We start from the raw sequence: 19,081 nt of genomic DNA, 5'->3' as shown, positions 1-19,081 counted from the left end.
GTTACTTATTTGAATAGTTCGTCTTCTCTTATCCTTCTTGTTCTGCTTTATTGCTATTTACTGCGTAAGAAACAGAATATGCTATAAACACACCATACAATATAAAAATACATATTGTCGTCACAATTGTCTCTTTTGGTAAATGGAGCGCACTTTTAATAACAGGAGCCATTAAACCCATCCCCAAAAACAGTAGTGCCCACCAAAATAGCCCATAAATAATTCCCGCTATAATCCCTTCAAACTTCGCAAAAAATGCTTTATACAAAAAGGCGATCAAAATTGAAAGAAGTCCCATACACACTATTCCGAACACATTGCCCCATACCCCCTCTTTCCAACTTCCAAACGCAAATGGTAAAAGGAAATAATTCGGTCCCGCCTCCGTGAATGAAAATATATGAAGGAAATACCAGATCCCGCCCCAAAAGATTCCACCAAACAAACCAATCTGCACAAAATTCCTTGTTCCTAATTGTTCTTGACTCACATCGACACCTCCGCTCAATAGTATGCCCGAAACTATTTTGAAGCATGTTTAAATCCTGCGAAATTTGTCTATAAAAAGAATAAGAAATGTCCGACTCTCATAACATTTTCCCTTGTCATCTACTTGTATTTGCCGATAAAATAAAGGAAACTCGGTGATTGTCTTATTTCAAAACGACAGAACCCAGTATGACAATTGCCTCTTTTTCTACATAAGAGAGAAACAAATACAGGTTGGTGTTAACATGGCAGAAGAGTCAAAACAAATATATGGCGGGCAAGCGGTCATAGAAGGAGTTATGTTTGGCGGTAGAGAATATACTGTTACAGCGGTTCGTCGTAAAGATAAATCGATTGAATTTTATCGATTACCACGCGTTCGTAATAAAGTACTATCTACCCTAAAAAAAATTCCATTTTTACGAGGGATTGCCGCTATTGTAGATGCAAGTGCGAATGGAGCAAAGCATTTAAACTTCGCTTCAGAACGATTTGACGTCCACCCAGAAGATGATGAACAAATTGCAAATAAAAAAGAAGAACAATCAAAATTAACGATGGTATTAGGAGTTGCAGCTGTTGGCGTTTTATCTTTTATATTCGGTAAAGTCATTTTCACAGCAGTTCCTGCACTATTAGCTGAATTAACGAGACCGATTTTCCCATCTCATACTGGGCAAATCATTGTCGAAAGTGTCATTAAGCTCATGCTATTATTGAGCTATATATACTTTATTTCTTTAACCCCACTTATTAAGCGGGTATTTCAGTATCACGGTGCAGAGCATAAGGTAATCAATGCTTACGAGAATAACCTTCCTCTGACTGTAGAAAACGTTCAAAAGCAAACTCGTCTCCATTATAGATGCGGCAGTAGCTTTATTATATTTACAGTCATTATTGGAATGTTCGTTTATTTCCTAGTCCCTACAGATCCTCTTTGGGCACGAGTTATAAACAGAATTTTATTAATTCCAGTTGTACTTGGTATTTCTTTTGAAGTATTGCAATTTACAAATCGATTACGAGATATTCCCGTATTACGCGTACTTGGATATCCTGGATTATGGCTACAACTATTAACAACGAAAGAACCAACAGATGATCAAGTGGAAGTAGCAATTGCATCGTTTGAAGAATTATTACGTTTAGAGAACAAACAATAATTATTTAAAAATGGTGTTCAACTCCTTTCCTCATCGTTAATATACTAATTTCAATATATGTTTTTAGGAGGTGTCCCTTATGAACGGTCGTTCGTTTACTTTCGCTATATTTGTGCTTATTATCGGATTGGCAATATTCGGCCTTGTTTCATCTGTTATTACAAATCCCATGGGTGTATTAAGAAATATCGGGTACATGTTACTTGTTGTCGGTATCTTTTACTTGCTATACAAGATGTTTACAAATTCCAGTGGTTCCGCAAATTCGCAAAGCTCATATAAGCGTGCGGCAAAACAATCGAACCGCAAACATGGGAAACAAAATGTAGCACCCCTAGGCAATTCCTTCTTTAAGTCAAATACTTCTAATGACAAAAGTAAAAAAGGGAATTCTTCCACTTTGAAACGAAAAAGAAAACAGTCTCATTTAACTGTCATTGAAGGCAAAAAAAGCAAAAAGAAAGACCGTGCTTCCTTTTAGGAAATACGGTCTTTTTTTATACTTTGAAGCACTTCTTTTAAACTTTTCTCTCTCATACTTTCAATTCGAAGATGATGATTTTCAAACGGTAAATTCCGTGTCACATCATTAGGTACCACAACGCACGTTAATCCCGCTGCAACTGCTGCTCTCAATCCATTTAATGAGTCTTCAAATACAACAGCTTCAGATGGCTTAATTCCTAATTCTTCTATTGCAACTCGATAAAGAGCTGGATCTGGTTTTACCTTCTCAACATCTTCTCTCGTTTTAATTACTTCAAAATATTCTCGAATTTGTAGCTCTTCTAAAAAATGAATAACCCATTCTCTAGAAGAACTAGAAGCTAGTGCAATTTTTAATCCCATTCCTTTCGCTTCTTCTAAATATTCTTTTACCCCGTCACGAGCTTCTGGTATTCTCATTTTCTCTTTATGTAAAGTTGCCACTTTTTCTTTTAATACACTTTTGTTAAACTTCTCTTTTAATTGATCATTTAAATATGTATAAAGTACCTCATCTGTTGTTCCAATGCATTTCGCAAATTCCTCTAAAGGTAGTTCCCCGCCGTATTCACGAACAGCATCTCTGAAAGAGTGAAACCATATCGTTTCTGTGTCCACAATTAATCCATCAAAATCAAAAATAATTGCTTTCATAATTCTCCCATCCTTTTCGAATTGAAATAAAAAAGGAAACGCCATACGTTCCCCTTAATTACTTTTCTCTTCATTTGCTCTTTGAACACCGCGAAGTGTTTCCACTCGGAATGCATCTTGTTCAAAGTATTGCACTAAATCACCAATGCGATCAATCGCTTCCCAACTTAAATGATGTTCAATTCCTTCTACATCATTGTAAATTTTACTTTCATCCACACCGATAATACGCATAAATTGCTCTAGCAAGTCATGACGATATACGAGACGTTCTCCGATTTTTTTACCTTTTGTTGTTAATACAAGCCCTCTATATTTTTCATAAATTAGATATTCATCTTTGTCTAATTTTTGCACCATTTTTGTTACAGAGGATGGATGTACACTAAGCGCTTCAGCAATATCAGATACGCGGGCGTAACCCTTTTCATCAATCAACAAATAAATTTGTTCAATATAATCTTCCATACTAGGGGTAGGCATCGGTTTCCTCCATCCAAGTTCATTTTGCTTATTCCGTACGAAGCAATCAATAAAATGATACACCAGAAAGAATAACGTGACAAGTTGAAAACGAGCCTAAATATATAAAACAAAAAAGAATCTGTATTTGCATACAGACCCCCCTTAAGTAAAATATTGTATTTCTGCATTAGGAAAAAATTCATTTATATAACCTCTTATCGTTTCTTCCAATACTGCTGCATCATCCTTTTTATATACATATTTTCCGATGCCATATCGTCCCCATTTATACTTCCGCTTCTCTTCATCCATTTCAAGCTTCGTATTTGGATAACGCTCTTGAATAACCTTTTTCGCTGGTTTCGTAAAACGATGCTGAATTAATTCAAACGTTAAATTTGGTATCGTCATATCTTTCAGCGCATTGTACAGTCGCTCAAATAGTTCACGATATCCTTCTTCCCATCCTTCATGCATATAAAGTGGCGCGACTATAAAACCAAGTGGATAACCTGCACCTGCTACTTTACGTGCCGCCTCAATTCGCTCCTCAAATGGCGATGTCCCTGGTTCAAAATTTTTAATTACATATCGTGAATTTATACTAAACCTGAAACGAGTTTTCCCATTATGCTTTGCATCTAATAAATGATCAACGTGCGAATATTTCGTGACGAAACGTAAGCGCCCATATTCACTTTCTCCAATGAATTCAATCGCCCGCTTTAATGCATGTGTTAAATGATCAATCCCAACAATGTCTGATGTACACGCTGCTTCAAATCTTGTTATTTCAGGTGCCCTTTCATCCATATATTGCTTTGCCTTCTCAAATATTTCATCAAGATTGACATACACACGAACGTAAGGCTTACTCCCAAGTGTTGTTTGCAAATAGCAATAATGACAATGTCCCATACACCCTGTTGCGAGCGGAATTGCATATTCAGCTGACGGTTTTGACGTATCAAACTTTAGCGTCTTCCTTACTCCAACGACAAGTGTAGCCTTTGCATTACGATACTTTTGCAAATCATTTTCTCCTGGCAAATTTCTAATTTGATTATGTGATGTCGTTTCACGAATTTCTAATCCCATCTTCGTAAACTTCTCATAAAGCTCTTTTCCAAGCGGATATTCAAGTGCCTTTGGTTCAAAGTAAACGAGTTTTGGCATAAATGGTTTCATGTGCTTCCCTCCCTCTCGTTAGTATGGGAAACGTTGAAAAATTAACACGCATTAAAGTTTTCCACTTCAGTAACTTGCGTTGCAAGTTACTGAATGTTATAATTTGGATAACAGCTACCTTGCAACGCAAGTTACCTGAGTAAAAGGTGGTGAAATCATGCACAGCCAAATGTTAAAAGGTGTACTAGAAGGTTGCATCCTATACATCATTTCACAAGAAGAAGTGTACGGATATGAACTGAGCACAAAATTAAATAAACACGGATTTACATTCGTAAGCGAAGGAAGCATCTATCCGTTATTATTACGTATGCAAAAAGAAAAATTGATCGAAGGCACATTAAAAGCTTCCTCACTCGGTCCAAAGCGAAAATATTATCACATAACCGATAAAGGATTAGAGCAGCTTGAAGAATTTAAACAAAGCTGGGGAATGGTTTCAACTACGGTAAATAACTTATTACAGGGGGAGTGATAGGGATGAATGCACAAGACATGATTGAATTGAATAATAAAAAACGTGAGCTTCTAACACCTGAAAATGAAGTTGCTTATAGCGATATGTTAATTTATCTTCGTTTATCTAACGTGCCAGAGCAACAAATGGAAGAACTGTTACTAGAAATATTAGATCACCTCATCGAAGCACAAGCAGAAAATAAAAACGCTTATGACATCTTTGGAGATAATTTACAATCTTATTGCGATGAACTTATATCAGCTTTACCAACTCAAACAAAGTTAGAAAAAGCCTCTTTAATTGGATTTTCTATTAGCTTACTTCTTGCTATACAGTTTGGCATAAATGCAATTATTTCATTTTTTATGTTTTTCTTTGAAAAAAACAATACATTATCAAGTCCGCCTTTTAGCATCCTTGGAACTACTTTGTCTGTTTCAATAATTATACTAGGTATACTATTTATTTTATATTTATTAAAGCGTTACTCCTTTAATCAGAAAATGAATTGGAAAAGAAGAATTCTATTTGGATTCGCATTTGCTACTCCATTTTGTTCCGCTGTATTCTTAAATATTTATTTCCAAAAGCAACCTTATCTCATTTATCATCTAAACTTTTGGCAAAATGCTTTAATTGCTATCTTATTTTTTATTTTATATAAATTACTATATAAAAAATCAAATTTTTAACAGCCCTTCAAAAGGCTGTTTTTTCTTCTGTCTAATTTTACAAATTGAAAAATTTCATAAAGAAAATAAGAAAAATGCAAAATAATTAAAGTTAATTGTTGACGTGATGCTTTTATTATCGGTATCATAAATCTTCGTGAGCAATTATTTTTCGTTATACGATTTTTTTATTATTACTGAATTTTTGAGAGGAGAAATTAGATGTCAGTTAAGAAGAAAACGCAAGTACGCACCGGCAAAATGGTACGTGAACTAATGTTAGCAGACGAAGATGTAAATGCTTCGCTAATTATGGTATATAGTGAAAACGGTGTAAACGCAGAAATTAAAATCGAGGGCTTAACGCCGAAATGTAACGAAGAATTATTTTTGAGCGGAAACGTGGATTGGAACAAGAGTGTTATTTATAAAATTGTTGATTTCACTGGAAACGCTGAAGTTGGTAAAGTTACATTAACAGCGATGAACAAAAACAATGTTTCTCTAGAAATTGAACGCGTTATGTGGAGTAAAGAAAATAAAGAAGCTGCCGAGCAAGAAGAAACACAGGTAGAAGCAGCACCGAAAAAGGAAGTAGTTGTAGAAGCTCCAAAAGCAATTACGCCTGCTCCTAAGCCTGTTACGCGTGTGGAAACACCTGCTATGGCACCTAAGCCTACTCCGGTACCGACACCGAAGCCAGTAAGCGTAGAAGCAGCTGTAGAACTAGTTACTCCAGCGCCTGTGAAAAAAGCGGTCCCTACTCCAGTTACAAAGCAAGAGACAGCACCGGTTGCTCCTGCAAAACCGAAGCAGCCTGCTTTGACTGAAACAAATTCAAAACTACAAGAAAATTATGTTAAACTCGTGAAAAAGACAATTGAAGTTTGTCAAGATTACGAGCTTGGCATCGACATAGATGATTCTATTGAAAGCTTAAAAGAAGAACTACAAAGCCAAGGTATTAGCGTTACATTTGACAAAGAAATTATGGACGTTGTAAGTCGCCTTCGTTCTTTACAAGATAAAGGAATCAAAGTAGAAAAAGTACTTAATTTACTATAAAAAAATAAGAGATGGCAATTGCCATCTCTTATTTTTTATAATTCCACTCATTACTTTCATACTTTTCTTTCGCTAACGTTTGAACTTCATGTAACTGTTCTTCTGTTAATTCATATGGAACAAGTTCTACATCCAATCCTTTTTCAAAGCCAACTTCAAACGCTTTAATTAACTGTTCTATCGTAAATGTACGGTCTGTTAATTCATTAATTGCTACTGCTTTAGAAGAGAACATACTCTTCATGCGTTCCTTCACACGTTCATTTGGGAATAAAAATAGATCATATAGTTCATCTAAATCAATTTCTAATGGAATCGATCCATGCTGTAGAATAACACCTTTTTGACGCGTTTGAGCACTACCAGCAATTTTTCGTCCTTCCACTACAATTTCATACCAAGATGGTGCATCAAAACATACGCCGGAACGTGGATTTTTTAAATTTTCACGATCTGCTTCTGTTTTTGGAACTGCATAATATGCTTCTAACCCTAATGCCTTAAAACCATCTAATAAACCTTGCGAAATAACACGATACGCTTCTGTAACTGTTTTCGGCATATTCGGATGATCTTCAGACACAATAACACTATACGTTAACTCTTTGTCATGTAGTACACCCCTGCCGCCTGTTTGACGACGAACGAATCCATATTTCTTTTCGTTAACTACATCCATATTAATATCTTTTTCAACACGTTGAAAATACCCAACTGTTAATGTTGGTACTTCCCATTCATAAAAACGAATTGTTGGTGGCATTTTCTTTTCACTTTGCCAATTTAATAAACATTCATCTAACGCCATATTAAATGCCGGTGAACATTGACCAGAGTTAATATAACACCATTTTTCTTTTCCCATCCTGCACCTCATATAACCAATTATTTTTCACATTCTCTAGTCTACCAAATTCGACAAAATTTGTGAAAGAATACGAAATTTCTTCTTATATGCAAATGAATCTGTTGCATAAATACATAAGGGCATTATAATATTGAAAGTAGGATAAGAAAAAAGGGAGCGATAGAATCGTGTCAACAACTTGGATTATTTTATTAGCCGTAATCGTAGCATTTATCGGCTACACTGTATGGATGTACTTCTATCAGAAAAAATTAATTAAAACTCTTACAGAAGAAGAATTTCGCGCTGGCTACCGTAAAGCACAGCTTATCGATATTCGTGAAGCAGACGAATATAACGCAGGGCATATTTTAGGTGCACGTAACATTCCGTTATCACAAATTCGCCTTCGCCATAAAGAACTTCGTCAAGATCAACCTGTTTACTTATATTGCCAAAGCGGATTCCGTACAGGTCGTGCAGCGCAATACTTAAAAAAACAAGGCTACAAAGATTTCTACCAATTACAAGGTGGATTTAAATCTTGGACAGGCAAAATTAAAAAGAAATAATAACATACAAAAAACTAGCTGAATAAATCAGCTAGTTTTTTCATTTCATCTTATTCGCAATGTATAATAAATTCTGCTTGATTATCTTTTCATCGTTCTCTTCTACATTCCGATACAGCAGTTGATATTCAATTCCTTTCTCTTTCCATATAAGCGTAGCAAATTCGTCACCACGTTCATAATCATCTTTATTTTTAAAATAAGCAGACGTTCCATTATTCAGTTTCATTTGTTCTTGAAATCGCTTCTCTTCCACAAGATCCGGAAAACTATAAGGAAAGTTCGCGACATTTAACTCAATATACTCATTTCTACCTGGCTCTTTCTGTTTATATTTAATCGTTAAGACAGTGCTCTTTTTCCCAAGCGTTCTTACTTCCCCCTTCACATCACTTGTAATGTCGTACGGTAAAAACGTTGGAACTTTAAACTTCACCGGAAAATATTTTGGAAGCTCCTTTAGCGGAATAGGATCTGTAACACGATCCATAGCTCCTCCCGTTGTTCCCACAAAGTGTTTTTCTTCTTGCATCGTTTGCTGAAACGAACACGAACTAAGCACGAAACTAGAAAACACGAAACAAATGATTCTTTTTTTCAATTTGTTTCCGCCCTTTCATATCGCTCTCTTAACGAACGAAGCGTTGATATTCTCTTCATATTCGCTTTGTCACCAAACTCCACCTTTGAAAACTTTCCACGTTATTCTCACACATTTTGACAACACTTTTTGCAAACAAAAAAGACCCCTATCATTCTTACGCCCAAGTGAAAAGGTTACGCGAATAAAAAGAAGTCTTATTAATACCATAGTTTGTGAAAAGCTTTTCAGGTCAAGATTTTTTCTTTCTTATTATTTTCCCTTTATAATAAGGGAAAGAGGTGATACATATGGCCAATATAAAACAAATTGCTAAAACTGCTGGTGTATCGATATCAACTGTTTCTCGTGTCCTGAATAATCACCCTTACGTAAAAGAAGAAAAGCGTAAGCGTGTTCTAGATGCTGTTGAAGAATTAAACTACGCAAAAAATATAAATGCTGTCCATTTAATAAGAGGGAAAACATATACAATTGGCGTTATGCTTCCTTTCATTAACCTCCCCTACTTCAGTACGATTATTGAAGGAATCGGAAACGAAGCGTTATTAGCTGGGTATCATATTAATTTATGTCAAACGAATTACGATAGCATTGAAGAAATTCGTGTTCTTGAAATGATGAAAATGAAACAATTTGATGGGATGATTATTTGCTCCCGAACGAGCTCTTGGGAACAAATCGAACCTTTTGCAAAATTTGCCCCTATTATTTCATGTGAAAAAATGAAACATCCCCTCATTTCATCCATCTACGTAGATCATTATGAAGGTTTCCGTCTTGGTACTGCCTATTTACTAAGTAGAGGCCATGAAAAAATCGGAATTTGTTTAGCAAGAAAAACAAGTGTAAATTCCATGGAGCGCGAAAAAGCGTTCGCCGATACACTTCGTAACGAAGGGAAAACGTTGCATCCTGAATGGATTTTCCACCAATGCTATACAATGCAGGACGGAGCACAAATACTCCATCGTATTTTAAATATGAAAAATCGTCCAACTGCTATTTTCACAGCGAACGATCAAGTTGCAGCTGGTTTATTAACAGAGGCTCGAAAACATGGTATTCGAGTACCTGAAGACCTTGCTATCCTTGGATTTGATAATCATGAAATTTCAAAGGCATTAGAAATTTCCACAATTGAACATCCCGGTCTCGCAATGGGCTCACATGCTTTTTCTTTATTCCATAAGCAGATCCAAAGCGAGCAAATTGTCGGCAGTGCAAAAGAACTTTCATTCCATTTAATTGAGCGAGAGACTGTCTAAAAAGAGCGTTACTTATAACGCTCTTTCTCAGCTCTTCACCTATTGACTTTATATTTCCCATCTCATATAATGAACCTAACGAACGGTAGGTAGGGGATGAAAATGACAGCAAACCGCATTAAAGCTGTAGCACTTTCTCATTTCGCACGCTACGGCTATGAAGGAACTTCATTGGCAAATATTGCTCAAGAAGTTGGGATTAAAAAACCATCGATTTACGCACACTTTAAAGGAAAAGAAGAGCTATATTTCATATGCTTAGAATCTGCTCTTCAAAAAGATTTGCAGAGCTTCACAGGCGATATCGAAAGCTTTTCCAATTCGTCCACTGAAGAATTGCTTTTAAAATTATTAAAAGGGTATGCAAAACGATTCGGTGAAAGTGAAGAATCAATGTTTTGGTTACGAACTTCTTATTTTCCGCCTGATGCATTTCGCGAACAAATTATTAATAAAGCAAATGTACACATTGAAAACGTCGGAAAACTTTTATTCCCTGTATTTAAAAGAGCAAGCGAACAAGATGAGCTGCATAACATTGAAGTAAAAGACGCCTTAGAGGCTTTTCTATGCTTACTCGACGGTCTTATGGTTGAACTATTATACGCAGGTTTAAATCGTTTTGAGACACGTTTAGACGCTTCTTGGAAAGTATTTTGGCGCGGACTTTCAAACTGACGGATTGCTCCTTTGCAATGCGTCGTTTTTAAGCACTTTACCTAACGACTGGTAGGAAGGAGAAATGACATATGGCATGGATTTATGTAATCATCGCTGGTATTATTGAAATATTTTGGGTGATTGGACTAAAAAAAGCAGAGGCACCACTTGAATGGGCTGGTGTTGCTCTATTAATTACAATTAGTTTCGTCTTATTATTTAGAGCTTATAAAGATTTACCTGTCGGCACTGTATACGCAGTCTTTACAGGAATCGGAGCTGGCGGAATCGTTCTTACAGAGATTTTCATCTTCGGAGAACCTTTCTCTATCGTAAAAGTTTTATTAATCGGTTTAATCTTCTTCGGAGTAATTGGTTTAAAACGAGTAACAGAAGAAAAAGAAGCGAAGGAGGCCGCATAAAATGGCTTGGGTATTTTTAATTCTAGCTGGTATTTGTGAAATTATTGGTGTACTCTTTATGAAAGTAGCCACTGAAAAGAAAGGCTGGGCACCAAAAGTTATTTTAATCGCTAACTTCGGCGTAAGCTTCTTCTTCTTATCTCTTGCGATGAACACATTACCGATGGGAACTGCTTACGCAATTTGGACTGGAATCGGAACTGCTGGAAGTGCACTTCTAGGCATTCTCATTTTCCGAGAATCAGCGGATTGGCGTCGTCTTGCTTTCTTAAGCTGTATTCTATGCGGCGCTGTTGGCTTAAAACTATTAAGCTAACGTGAGGTGAATGTCATGTGGAAAGAACAAGGAAAGAAAATATTAGCATGGATCACACTTGGTATCGTCATTCTATTACAAATAAGTTTTCATATAATAGAATCATTGTTTCATAAAGTATTATCCATTCTCACATTCCTTCCTAACATGACACTTGAAATTATATCAATTGTTTGGTCCATTATCGCCTCCATTGCAATCGTCATTATATGGAGTATCGCCAAACTATGGAATAAGTTATTAAAAAAGGACAGTACTTCTGAAAAAGAGTAACTGTCCTTTTTTATATTCATTCAGACTTTCTGTAGAAGTTAGATGTGATAAGACAAAACAGACCAACTATGGCAATACTTATACCAACCCTTTTATGTAAACTTGGAAATAGCGGTGGTATATCCGAGTAAACATTTGCTAATATGAGACCGATTGAAAATAAAAATATTCCTATTCTATATAACCATTTTCTTTTGTTCATCATTCTCCCCTCCTAACATTTTTCATACACTCCTTTCTTTTGGACATACTACCTAAAAAAGGAGTGGATAATATGCAAAATTCTATACATAAGCAAATTCTATTTTTATTTTTCCTCTTTCTTATTCTCGTTATCGTTTTCAGCTTTATATTACATACTCCAAAAGATGTACCAAATAGCGTTTCTTTTTATAAACTACTGCTCTCGTATTGTCGTTATTGAAGAAGGTGCCTTTTTTAAGGCACCTTTTAAAATTCTCTTTTTTCATATATTTTTACTGAAACAAAGGTAGATGCTATGAACATGCACATGGAACTAATGAATAACAAGCTGTTGTATAGTTGAATTTGTTCTAAGTTAATTTGAAACAAAGCTTCTAAAACAACTATCGGTGCCATGAATATTACTATCGTAATGAAAATGGTTTTCTTATACCCTAGCCAAAAGGATATTGGTAAAACAAAACTTAAATACAATAAAATAAAGCTAATACTAGCAACCATTGTCGTTTCAATAAATTCAAATAAGTTAACCCCACTCTTCATTCCCATCGTGAAACAACCGACCGTTACATTTATAAAAAGAATAATAATTGCTACTATATATTTCGCATACACAATTTGTTTTCTCAATATTGGTAAACTATTTACTATAACTTCACTCTCATTTTTACTATCTGCTTCAAATGTTTTTACTGTTGCCCCAATTGTAATAATTACTGACATAATTATGAACAGATTTTCCGTATCTGTTAAGGCCATATAAAAGAAAACAGGATACAGTATGTACCAAATTAAAAATTTCCATTGAATGATGAAATCTTTTAAAATTAGTTGCTTGATCATGTATTACCCCTCCTAATATGAAAATGCCCCTTCTATAACTCTGCCTCCTGAAACATTTTCATTGAGAGAAACATTGATATGACTATACTTACTAACACTCCAATACCAAGAACACCCATTGCTAGTGTAGCCTCTTGAGAGTGGAGTACTTTTAGCATAATTGTTTTATCACCAAAAATATTGCACATAAGACCAATCATACCCATTAAAGGAAAAAGCATACTCAAATTTAAGACAGTAATAACTTTATATCCCCCAATGTAATTAGTCGGTATCGTTACTGCACAATAAATCAAAGTTGCTACTATTGCTGAAAATATTGCATACCCAGGCATAACTATATCTCTGTTCAATAAAATATTTCCTAATATTACGACTATAAAAGTTACACTCAAACCAGCCATAATAAATAATGAACTTGCAATATATTTAGCTATAACTATCTCTGTTCTCGTTATAGGCAAACTCACTAACACTTTTTCTGCTTTACTTTTCTCGTCATAATAAAAAGAAATATATATAATCGTACTACATGTTATAAATACTCCTATTGCAATCCCCATTGGTTCGACGGAATCCTTAAAAATAGATAAAATGGGTATTAAAAAATAGAAAGGAAACATCTTCTTCTGTAAGAAAAACTCCTTCAAAATCAATTGTTGCATATAAATTCTCCTCTCTATAAATCACGCGTTTCATAAATTTTAATTGTAAGAAACATAGAAACGATATAGACACTAGCTAATATCATTCCTCCAACTATAAATACACCAATATGTACTGGATTCATAATCCACTCACTGAATGAAGATGTTGTTTCATACAGCCCATCACTAATAAATATCCAAAGAATTACACCCACTCCTATTGATGCTGCTGATCCTATACTTCTTACTACCTTCGATTTTGTACCATAATAACTAGGGAAAAACGTGACAACAAAAAATGTGGCATAAACAGCTCCATTTATGACTTCATACCATGGAATTTCAATGTATAGATTAGGATGATATACACCGATATCACTAATAACCACAATACCCCTTATAAGAAAAACAACTAACATCGTAGAGAGAATGGCACCAACAATGAATATTGCACAGGAAATATATCTAGCAATTATGATATCCTTTCGACTTACCGGTAAACTATTTATAACAATGTCACTTTTATTTCTTTCATCCATAACGGTTAACGTCATAACCGATGAAAAGGTTATAAATAGACAACTCATTGGAAATAACAATTCACCACTTGCATCTAACATAAAGAACAAAAGGGGCATAACAAGATTCACTAACCAAATTACCCGAAAAAAGAACAAATCTTTATATACGAGCTGACGCATAGGCACCTCTCCCTTTCGCAGTGTAAACGATAATGTCATCTAATGTAGGCTTTTCTAGTACAACCTCATTTCCAAACCAATCGATAATTGTTTGTTTATCCTTCGCTAAACCTTCAAAACCAAATTTATTTTTTCGTAATCCAACAAATAGTTCTTTTCCTTCTCGGTCTAATAAATCATTACTTCCTTTTACGATTACGTAGTTCTCCATTAAGTCTTCTTTTTCACCAGTAAATATAATTTCTCCATCGTTGATAAACGTAATATAATCTGCAATGCGCTCTAAATCTGTTGTAATGTGCGTTGAGAATAATACGGATACTTCATCTTCCATTACAATTTCTTGCAACATATCAAGTAATTCACTTCGAACAACTGGATCTAACCCTGCTGTCGGTTCGTCCATAATAATAAACTCTGCGTGGTGCGAAAGTGCGATGGCAATCGCAAACTTCATTTTCATCCCTTTAGATAGCTCTTTAATTTTTTTATACTTTGGAACTTGCAATCTATGCATATACGATTGATACTGCTCTTCGTCCCACTTTTTATATAACGGTGCAATAATACGCTTCATTTGTTCACACGTTAAATCTTCGTAATAATGATTTTCATCATATACAAAACCAATATTTTGTTTTATGTCCTTTTCGGCTTTCTTATTGTCTTTGCCAAAAATTTTTATATCGCCGCTATCTTTTCTAATTAAATTCATAATCATTTTGATCGTTGTACTTTTCCCAGCACCATTTGGTCCGACAAACCCCATAATATATCCTCGTGGTAATGCAAAACTTATATTTTTCACTGCAAAATCTTGATAACTTTTACAAACATTTTTTAGCTCTAACATCTCTTATTCCCCCTTATATAAACACGCAATCATCTGCTGCAATTCTTCAAGTGAAAGCTGCAACACTTTACTTTCTTTTACGATTTCTTCAGCTTTACTTTCCAATAGGCGAAGCCTTTGTTCTTTTAATAGTTCATTATTTTTACGTGAAACATAAGTCCCCTTCCCAGCAACAGTTTCTATATATCCTTCTTTTTCAAGCTCCTCGTATGCACGCTTCGTTGTAATGACACTAATTTGTAATTCCTTCGCTAAGCTACGAATAGACGGTAATTGATCTCCACCCTTTAAACCGCCATTTAAAATAAGCTGGCTTAATTGTTTTCTTATTTGCACATAAATAGGGTCTTGGGAAGAATTCGAAATAATAATATTCATGTTTTCCTCCAGTGTGTGTATATACTGTATATACCTTATATATACAGTATATACACACCATCCTATTTTTGGCAAGAAAAAAAGACCAACATTTTCCTGTTGGTCTTTCGTATATGTATCACTTTTCAAAGCGATCTAACATCTCGTCTCTCATTCCGAAACTTACTACTGCAATTCCTATATACATAAACAGAAGGAATGCCGGATGAACCGTGTTGTACCAGCTGCTGTCAACAATTAAGTAAATCGTTAATGCCACAACAAGAACAAACGCTAAGATAAACATATAAAAGTGTCTTGTACTACCCATGATAAACTCCTCTCTTCTCACTTCACCATTCAACAGTTTATTTTATCGAATAATTCGATATGACTCAAGGTTAACTTTCTGTTATGTAATCAAGTTCCACCTTTACAATGTCCTCACATGCTATTGAAATGATTGTTCCTTGTTTATCAATCGCCGTCACTTCTCTATTATCCATTACACGATTTGCTACTCTTTCTAACACTTTCCCTTGGTCTCGATAGCAAAATTCTTTTACATCTTTAATTGTTTCTCCATTTTCTAAATGGTATACCATTCTATAACATCGATATCCCACACTTTCACCCCCGTCTTGTTCGTTTTTTCACATATACATAAAAATGAGTAATCTTTGCCTCATCACATCTTCTTAATTTCAATAAAATTCTAACAAAAATAAATACTTTTATCAAACCGACTTTTTCAACAAAACTACCTATAAAACTACACCTTTACACCATTAGGAAACAAAAAATATATTTTTTTAACATTTTCTTCACTATTTCTGCATAAAGTGAAACTTTAATCAGTGGGGATTTTTGTTCATCCCCACTGATTATTAGTTGAACCAATCGGGCATTTACGGACAGTTTATCTCCCACCTGGCTTCTTTGCACCAGCTAAGTTTTGAGTTGGAAGTTTACTGTCCGTTAATGCGGGACAAATTATCCATACAAAAAAAGAACCCGCCTCAGCGAGTTCTTCTTTTGTTATTCTAATCAAACTTGTACAGGAGCTGGCTTTGCATAACGTAAAACTGGTTTACGTGCAGCCATCGTTTCGTCTAAACGTTTAATGACTGTCGTATGCGGTGCTTCTTGTACAACTTCTGGATTTTCTTCTACTTCTTTAGCGATTTGAATCATCTTATCAATGAAACCATCTAATGTTTCTTTTGATTCTGTTTCTGTCGGCTCAATCATAATACATTCTTCCACATTTAATGGGAAGTAAATTGTTGGTGGATGGTAACCAAAATCAAGCAGACGTTTTGCAATATCTAATGTACGTACACCAAGTTTCTTTTGACGACGACCTGATAATACAAATTCATGCTTACAATGTCTATCGAATGGAAGATCATAGAATGGCGCTAATCTTCTCATCATATAGTTCGCATTTAATACAGCATACTCCGTTACTGCACGCAAACCATCTGGACCCATAGAGCGAATATACGTGTATGCACGAACGTTAATTCCGAAGTTACCATAGAATGGTTTCACACGACCAATTGCTTCTGGGCGGTCGTAGTTGAAGTGATAACCACTTTCCGTTTTCTCTAAAATCGGTTTTGGTAAGTACGGAATTAAATCAGCTTTCACACCTACTGGACCAGAACCTGGGCCACCACCGCCGTGAGGACCTGTAAATGTTTTATGAAGGTTTAAATGCACAACGTCAAATCCCATATCTCCTGGGCGTGCTTGGCTTAATACCGCATTTAAGTTTGCACCATCATAGTATAATTTACCGCCTGCATTATGGACGATTTCTGCCATTTCTAAAATATTTTCTTCGAATAGACCTAATGTATTAGGATTTGTTAACATAAGTGCTGCTGTTTCTTCGTTTACAACACGTTTTAAGTCTTCTAAGTCAACAAGGCCATTTTCATTTGATTTTACTGTAATTGTTTCAAAACCAGCTACAGTTGCAGATGCTGGGTTCGTTCCGTGAGCAGAGTCAGGTACAATTACTTTCGTACGGTTAAAGTCACCATTCGCTTCATGGTATGCACGAATTAACATTAAACCTGTCCATTCTCCGTGTGCACCAGCTGCTGGTTGTAAAGTAACAGTATCCATACCTGTAATTTCAATTAAATGCTCTTGTAAGTCGTACATTAATTCCATTGCACCTTGTACTGTCTTTTCATCTTGCAGTGGATGAATATTTGCAAATCCTGCGAAACGAGCTACACTCTCATTAATTTTCGGATTATATTTCATCGTACAAGATCCAAGTGGATAGAATCCAGAATCAACACCGTGGTTACGGTTTGAAAGTGCTGTATAGTGGCGCATAATATCAAGTTCAGATACTTCTGGTAGCTCTGCATCTTCTACTCGAATATAATCGCTCTCAAACACATCTTCTAGTTTCACTTCTTCTACATCTAATTTGGGTAAGCTATATCCTATGCGTCCTTCTTTACTCACTTCAAAGATAAGTGCTTGGTCTTGATTCTTCATTGGATAGCCCCCATTTCGTTTACAAGTGTGTCAATTTCCTCTTTTGTACGAAGCTCAGTTACTGCTACAAGCATATGGTTTTCATGCTCTTTATAATCACGGCCTAGATCGTAACCACCGATAATATTCTTTTGTAATAATGCATCGTTTACTTCTTTCACTGGACGTTTGCAATCTACAACAAACTCATTGAAGAATGGTCCAGCAAATGTTACTGTGAAGCCTTTCGCTTCAAATTGACGTTTTGCATACTGTGCTTTAGAAATGTTTTGACGTGCCATTTCTTTCACACCCTGTTTGCCAAGTGCCGTCATTGCAACAGAAGCTGCTAATGCATTTAACGCTTGGTTTGAACAAATGTTAGATGTCGCTTTATCACGACGAATATGCTGTTCACGTGCTTGTAACGTTAATACAAATCCACGTTTACCATCTGAATCTACAGTTTGTCCAACAAGACGTCCTGGAATTTTACGCATAAATGCTTTCGTTGTTGCAAAGTAACCACAGTGCGGTCCACCAAACTGCGTTGGAATACCGAATGGTTGTGCATCACCGATTACAATATCAGCACCAAATTTCCCTGGTGGTGTTAATGCGCCTAATGATAATGGATTTGAAGAAACGATAAATAATGATTTTTGTTGATGAACGATTTTTTCAATATCAGCTAATTTTTCAACTTGTCCGAAGAAGTTTGGATATTGAACGATTACACAAGCAACTGTATCATCTACTTCACTTTGTAATACATCTAAATCTGTTACACCATCTTTATGATTAATTTCAACAACTTCAAGATTTTGACCTTTTGCATACGTTTCAAGTACTGCTCTTGATTCTGGATGAACCGCGCTAGATACAAGAATTTTCTTTTTGCGAGTATGGCCAGCTGCTAACATTGCCGCTTCAGCTAAAGCTGTACCCCCGTCATACATAGAAGAGTTTGCTACATCCATTCCTGTTAATTCACAAATCATTGTTTGGAATTCAAAGATTGCTTGTAATTCCCCTTGTGAAATTTCCGGTTGGTATGGTGTATAAGCTGTATAAAATTCTGAGCGAGAAATAACATGATCTACAATTACTGGAGCATAATGATCGTATACGCCTGCTCCTAAGAAAGAAGCGTATTCTTTTAAGTTAGCATTTTTACTAGCCATTTGAGATAGCTCTTTTAAAAGCTCTGGCTCTGATTTTGCTTCTTTAATTTTTAAATCCCCTTTAAAACGAACACTCTCTGGAATATCAGAGAATAATTCATCGATCGTTTGAACGCCGATCGTTTGTAACATTTCTTTTTTGTCTTCTTCTGTCATTGGAAGATAACGATGCAACATGAAATCTACC

Annotated in this window: 27 protein-coding genes; 11 read left to right on the top strand and 16 right to left on the bottom strand. The window is 35.4% G+C overall.

The features are described 5' to 3' along the window. Window positions 1–28: 28 nt before the first annotated feature. Window positions 29–490 (bottom strand): YqhR family membrane protein, encoded by a 462-nt coding sequence (locus tag ACTFRM_RS16565; RefSeq protein WP_000076880.1) that lies wholly within the window; start codon window positions 488–490, stop codon window positions 29–31. 244 nt (window positions 491–734) lie between these two features. On the opposite strand from ACTFRM_RS16565, the gene ACTFRM_RS16560 reads away from it, so the two are divergent. Together ACTFRM_RS16560 and ACTFRM_RS16555 are read left to right on the top strand one after the other, a co-directional pair. Further along, window positions 735–1,655, top strand: a complete 921-nt coding sequence (locus ACTFRM_RS16560; RefSeq protein ID WP_000807121.1) for a DUF1385 domain-containing protein — start codon at window positions 735–737, stop codon at window positions 1,653–1,655. A 79-nt stretch (window positions 1,656–1,734) separates the two neighbouring features. Next, entirely contained in the window at window positions 1,735–2,136 is a 402-nt protein-coding gene (locus tag ACTFRM_RS16555) for an SA1362 family protein (RefSeq protein WP_001014463.1), read from the top strand. Here the strand turns inward: ACTFRM_RS16555 and ACTFRM_RS16550 are convergent. The 3 genes from ACTFRM_RS16550 to splB form a co-directional block, all read right to left on the bottom strand. Then, window positions 2,133–2,795 (bottom strand): HAD family hydrolase, encoded by a 663-nt coding sequence (locus ACTFRM_RS16550; RefSeq protein WP_048538414.1) that lies wholly within the window; start codon window positions 2,793–2,795, stop codon window positions 2,133–2,135. The genes ACTFRM_RS16555 and ACTFRM_RS16550 overlap by 4 nt on opposite strands. 54 nt (window positions 2,796–2,849) lie before the next feature. Beyond that, a complete protein-coding gene (gene mntR, locus ACTFRM_RS16545; RefSeq protein WP_075677907.1) occupies window positions 2,850–3,278 on the bottom strand; it encodes a transcriptional regulator MntR in 429 nt (142 codons plus the stop codon). A 144-nt stretch (window positions 3,279–3,422) separates the two neighbouring features. Further along, window positions 3,423–4,448 (bottom strand): spore photoproduct lyase, encoded by a 1,026-nt coding sequence (gene splB / locus ACTFRM_RS16540; RefSeq protein ID WP_000802107.1) that lies wholly within the window; start codon window positions 4,446–4,448, stop codon window positions 3,423–3,425. A 157-nt stretch (window positions 4,449–4,605) separates the two neighbouring features. On the opposite strand from splB, the gene ACTFRM_RS16535 reads away from it, so the two are divergent. The 3 genes from ACTFRM_RS16535 to ACTFRM_RS16525 all read left to right on the top strand — a co-directional run bounded on the left by ACTFRM_RS16535 (window position 4,606) and on the right by ACTFRM_RS16525 (window position 6,644). Continuing rightward, a complete protein-coding gene (locus tag ACTFRM_RS16535; RefSeq protein ID WP_000556078.1) occupies window positions 4,606–4,923 on the top strand; it encodes a PadR family transcriptional regulator in 318 nt (105 codons plus the stop codon). A 5-nt stretch (window positions 4,924–4,928) separates the two neighbouring features. Then, complete coding sequence (locus ACTFRM_RS16530) at window positions 4,929–5,600, top strand: DUF1129 family protein (protein WP_440043462.1); 672 nt, start codon at window positions 4,929–4,931, stop codon at window positions 5,598–5,600. Window positions 5,601–5,801: 201 nt separating this feature from the next. Further along, window positions 5,802–6,644 carry a hypothetical protein gene (locus ACTFRM_RS16525; RefSeq protein ID WP_000111900.1) on the top strand — a complete coding sequence of 281 codons (843 nt, stop codon included), beginning with the start codon at window positions 5,802–5,804 and terminating at the stop codon, window positions 6,642–6,644. 28 nt (window positions 6,645–6,672) lie between these two features. Here the strand turns inward: ACTFRM_RS16525 and ACTFRM_RS16520 are convergent, their stop codons facing one another. Beyond that, a complete protein-coding gene (locus ACTFRM_RS16520; protein ID WP_000514081.1) occupies window positions 6,673–7,509 on the bottom strand; it encodes a lipoate--protein ligase family protein in 837 nt (278 codons plus the stop codon). Window positions 7,510–7,679: 170 nt separating this feature from the next. On the opposite strand from ACTFRM_RS16520, the gene ACTFRM_RS16515 reads away from it, so the two are divergent. Next, window positions 7,680–8,063 (top strand): rhodanese-like domain-containing protein, encoded by a 384-nt coding sequence (locus ACTFRM_RS16515; RefSeq protein ID WP_000108653.1) that lies wholly within the window; start codon window positions 7,680–7,682, stop codon window positions 8,061–8,063. Between the two features lie 40 nt (window positions 8,064–8,103). On the opposite strand, the gene ACTFRM_RS16510 is transcribed toward ACTFRM_RS16515, so the two are convergent. After that, window positions 8,104–8,640, bottom strand: a complete 537-nt coding sequence (locus ACTFRM_RS16510) for a DNA polymerase III subunit delta (RefSeq protein WP_440043482.1) — start codon at window positions 8,638–8,640, stop codon at window positions 8,104–8,106. A gap of 314 nt (window positions 8,641–8,954) precedes the next feature. On the opposite strand from ACTFRM_RS16510, the gene ACTFRM_RS16505 reads away from it, so the two are divergent. From ACTFRM_RS16505 to ACTFRM_RS16485, 5 genes are all read left to right on the top strand, one after another. Beyond that, window positions 8,955–9,932, top strand: coding sequence for a LacI family DNA-binding transcriptional regulator (locus ACTFRM_RS16505; protein WP_001273985.1), 978 nt, complete (start codon window positions 8,955–8,957; stop codon window positions 9,930–9,932). Between the two features lie 96 nt (window positions 9,933–10,028). Next, window positions 10,029–10,610 (top strand): TetR/AcrR family transcriptional regulator, encoded by a 582-nt coding sequence (locus tag ACTFRM_RS16500; RefSeq protein WP_002005730.1) that lies wholly within the window; start codon window positions 10,029–10,031, stop codon window positions 10,608–10,610. Window positions 10,611–10,681: 71 nt separating this feature from the next. Beyond that, complete coding sequence (locus ACTFRM_RS16495) at window positions 10,682–11,014, top strand: DMT family transporter (RefSeq protein WP_000312339.1); 333 nt, start codon at window positions 10,682–10,684, stop codon at window positions 11,012–11,014. Between the two features lies 1 nt (window position 11,015). Next, the gene (locus ACTFRM_RS16490; protein ID WP_000312623.1) at window positions 11,016–11,330 is read left to right on the top strand and encodes a DMT family transporter; all 315 of its coding nucleotides are present in this window, start codon (window positions 11,016–11,018) and stop codon (window positions 11,328–11,330) included. A 15-nt stretch (window positions 11,331–11,345) separates the two neighbouring features. After that, window positions 11,346–11,603, top strand: a complete 258-nt coding sequence (locus ACTFRM_RS16485; protein ID WP_000265430.1) for a DUF3975 family protein — start codon at window positions 11,346–11,348, stop codon at window positions 11,601–11,603. A gap of 16 nt (window positions 11,604–11,619) precedes the next feature. On the opposite strand, the gene ACTFRM_RS16480 is transcribed toward ACTFRM_RS16485, so the two are convergent. The 10 genes from ACTFRM_RS16480 to gcvPA all read right to left on the bottom strand — a co-directional run bounded on the left by ACTFRM_RS16480 (window position 11,620) and on the right by gcvPA (window position 19,071). Continuing rightward, window positions 11,620–11,808 (bottom strand): hypothetical protein, encoded by a 189-nt coding sequence (locus tag ACTFRM_RS16480; protein ID WP_002164431.1) that lies wholly within the window; start codon window positions 11,806–11,808, stop codon window positions 11,620–11,622. 245 nt (window positions 11,809–12,053) lie between these two features. Then, window positions 12,054–12,647, bottom strand: a complete 594-nt coding sequence (locus ACTFRM_RS16475) for an ABC-2 transporter permease (protein ID WP_440043481.1) — start codon at window positions 12,645–12,647, stop codon at window positions 12,054–12,056. Between the two features lie 35 nt (window positions 12,648–12,682). Beyond that, a complete protein-coding gene (locus tag ACTFRM_RS16470; protein WP_001186551.1) occupies window positions 12,683–13,315 on the bottom strand; it encodes an ABC-2 transporter permease in 633 nt (210 codons plus the stop codon). Window positions 13,316–13,329: 14 nt separating this feature from the next. Then, window positions 13,330–13,998 (bottom strand): ABC-2 transporter permease, encoded by a 669-nt coding sequence (locus ACTFRM_RS16465; RefSeq protein ID WP_001249555.1) that lies wholly within the window; start codon window positions 13,996–13,998, stop codon window positions 13,330–13,332. Further along, entirely contained in the window at window positions 13,979–14,851 is an 873-nt protein-coding gene (locus tag ACTFRM_RS16460; protein ID WP_000891311.1) for an ABC transporter ATP-binding protein, read from the bottom strand. Before ACTFRM_RS16460 ends, ACTFRM_RS16465 begins: the two co-directional genes overlap by 20 nt. A 3-nt stretch (window positions 14,852–14,854) precedes the next feature. Continuing rightward, window positions 14,855–15,229 carry a GntR family transcriptional regulator gene (locus ACTFRM_RS16455; RefSeq protein WP_001021349.1) on the bottom strand — a complete coding sequence of 125 codons (375 nt, stop codon included), beginning with the start codon at window positions 15,227–15,229 and terminating at the stop codon, window positions 14,855–14,857. Between the two features lie 118 nt (window positions 15,230–15,347). Further along, window positions 15,348–15,539 (bottom strand): hypothetical protein, encoded by a 192-nt coding sequence (locus ACTFRM_RS16450; protein WP_000535933.1) that lies wholly within the window; start codon window positions 15,537–15,539, stop codon window positions 15,348–15,350. Between the two features lie 70 nt (window positions 15,540–15,609). Continuing rightward, window positions 15,610–15,813 carry a DUF3929 family protein gene (locus tag ACTFRM_RS16445; RefSeq protein ID WP_000262496.1) on the bottom strand — a complete coding sequence of 68 codons (204 nt, stop codon included), beginning with the start codon at window positions 15,811–15,813 and terminating at the stop codon, window positions 15,610–15,612. Between the two features lie 442 nt (window positions 15,814–16,255). Beyond that, window positions 16,256–17,731: an aminomethyl-transferring glycine dehydrogenase subunit 2 gene (gcvPB, locus tag ACTFRM_RS16440; RefSeq protein WP_000795703.1), complete on the bottom strand. Its 1,476-nt coding sequence runs from the start codon at window positions 17,729–17,731 to the stop codon at window positions 16,256–16,258. Beyond that, window positions 17,728–19,071, bottom strand: coding sequence for an aminomethyl-transferring glycine dehydrogenase subunit 1 (gene gcvPA, locus ACTFRM_RS16435; protein ID WP_000903240.1), 1,344 nt, complete (start codon window positions 19,069–19,071; stop codon window positions 17,728–17,730). Before gcvPA ends, gcvPB begins: the two co-directional genes overlap by 4 nt. Window positions 19,072–19,081 lie beyond the last annotated feature (10 nt).

It is taken from the genome of Bacillus cereus group sp. MYBK227-1, from assembly GCF_051916325.1.
Lineage (GTDB): Bacteria > Bacillota > Bacilli > Bacillales > Bacillaceae_G > Bacillus_A > Bacillus_A cereus.
The sequence above is the reverse complement of the archived record's forward strand: the minus strand, read 5'-3'. Positions and strand labels throughout refer to the sequence as shown.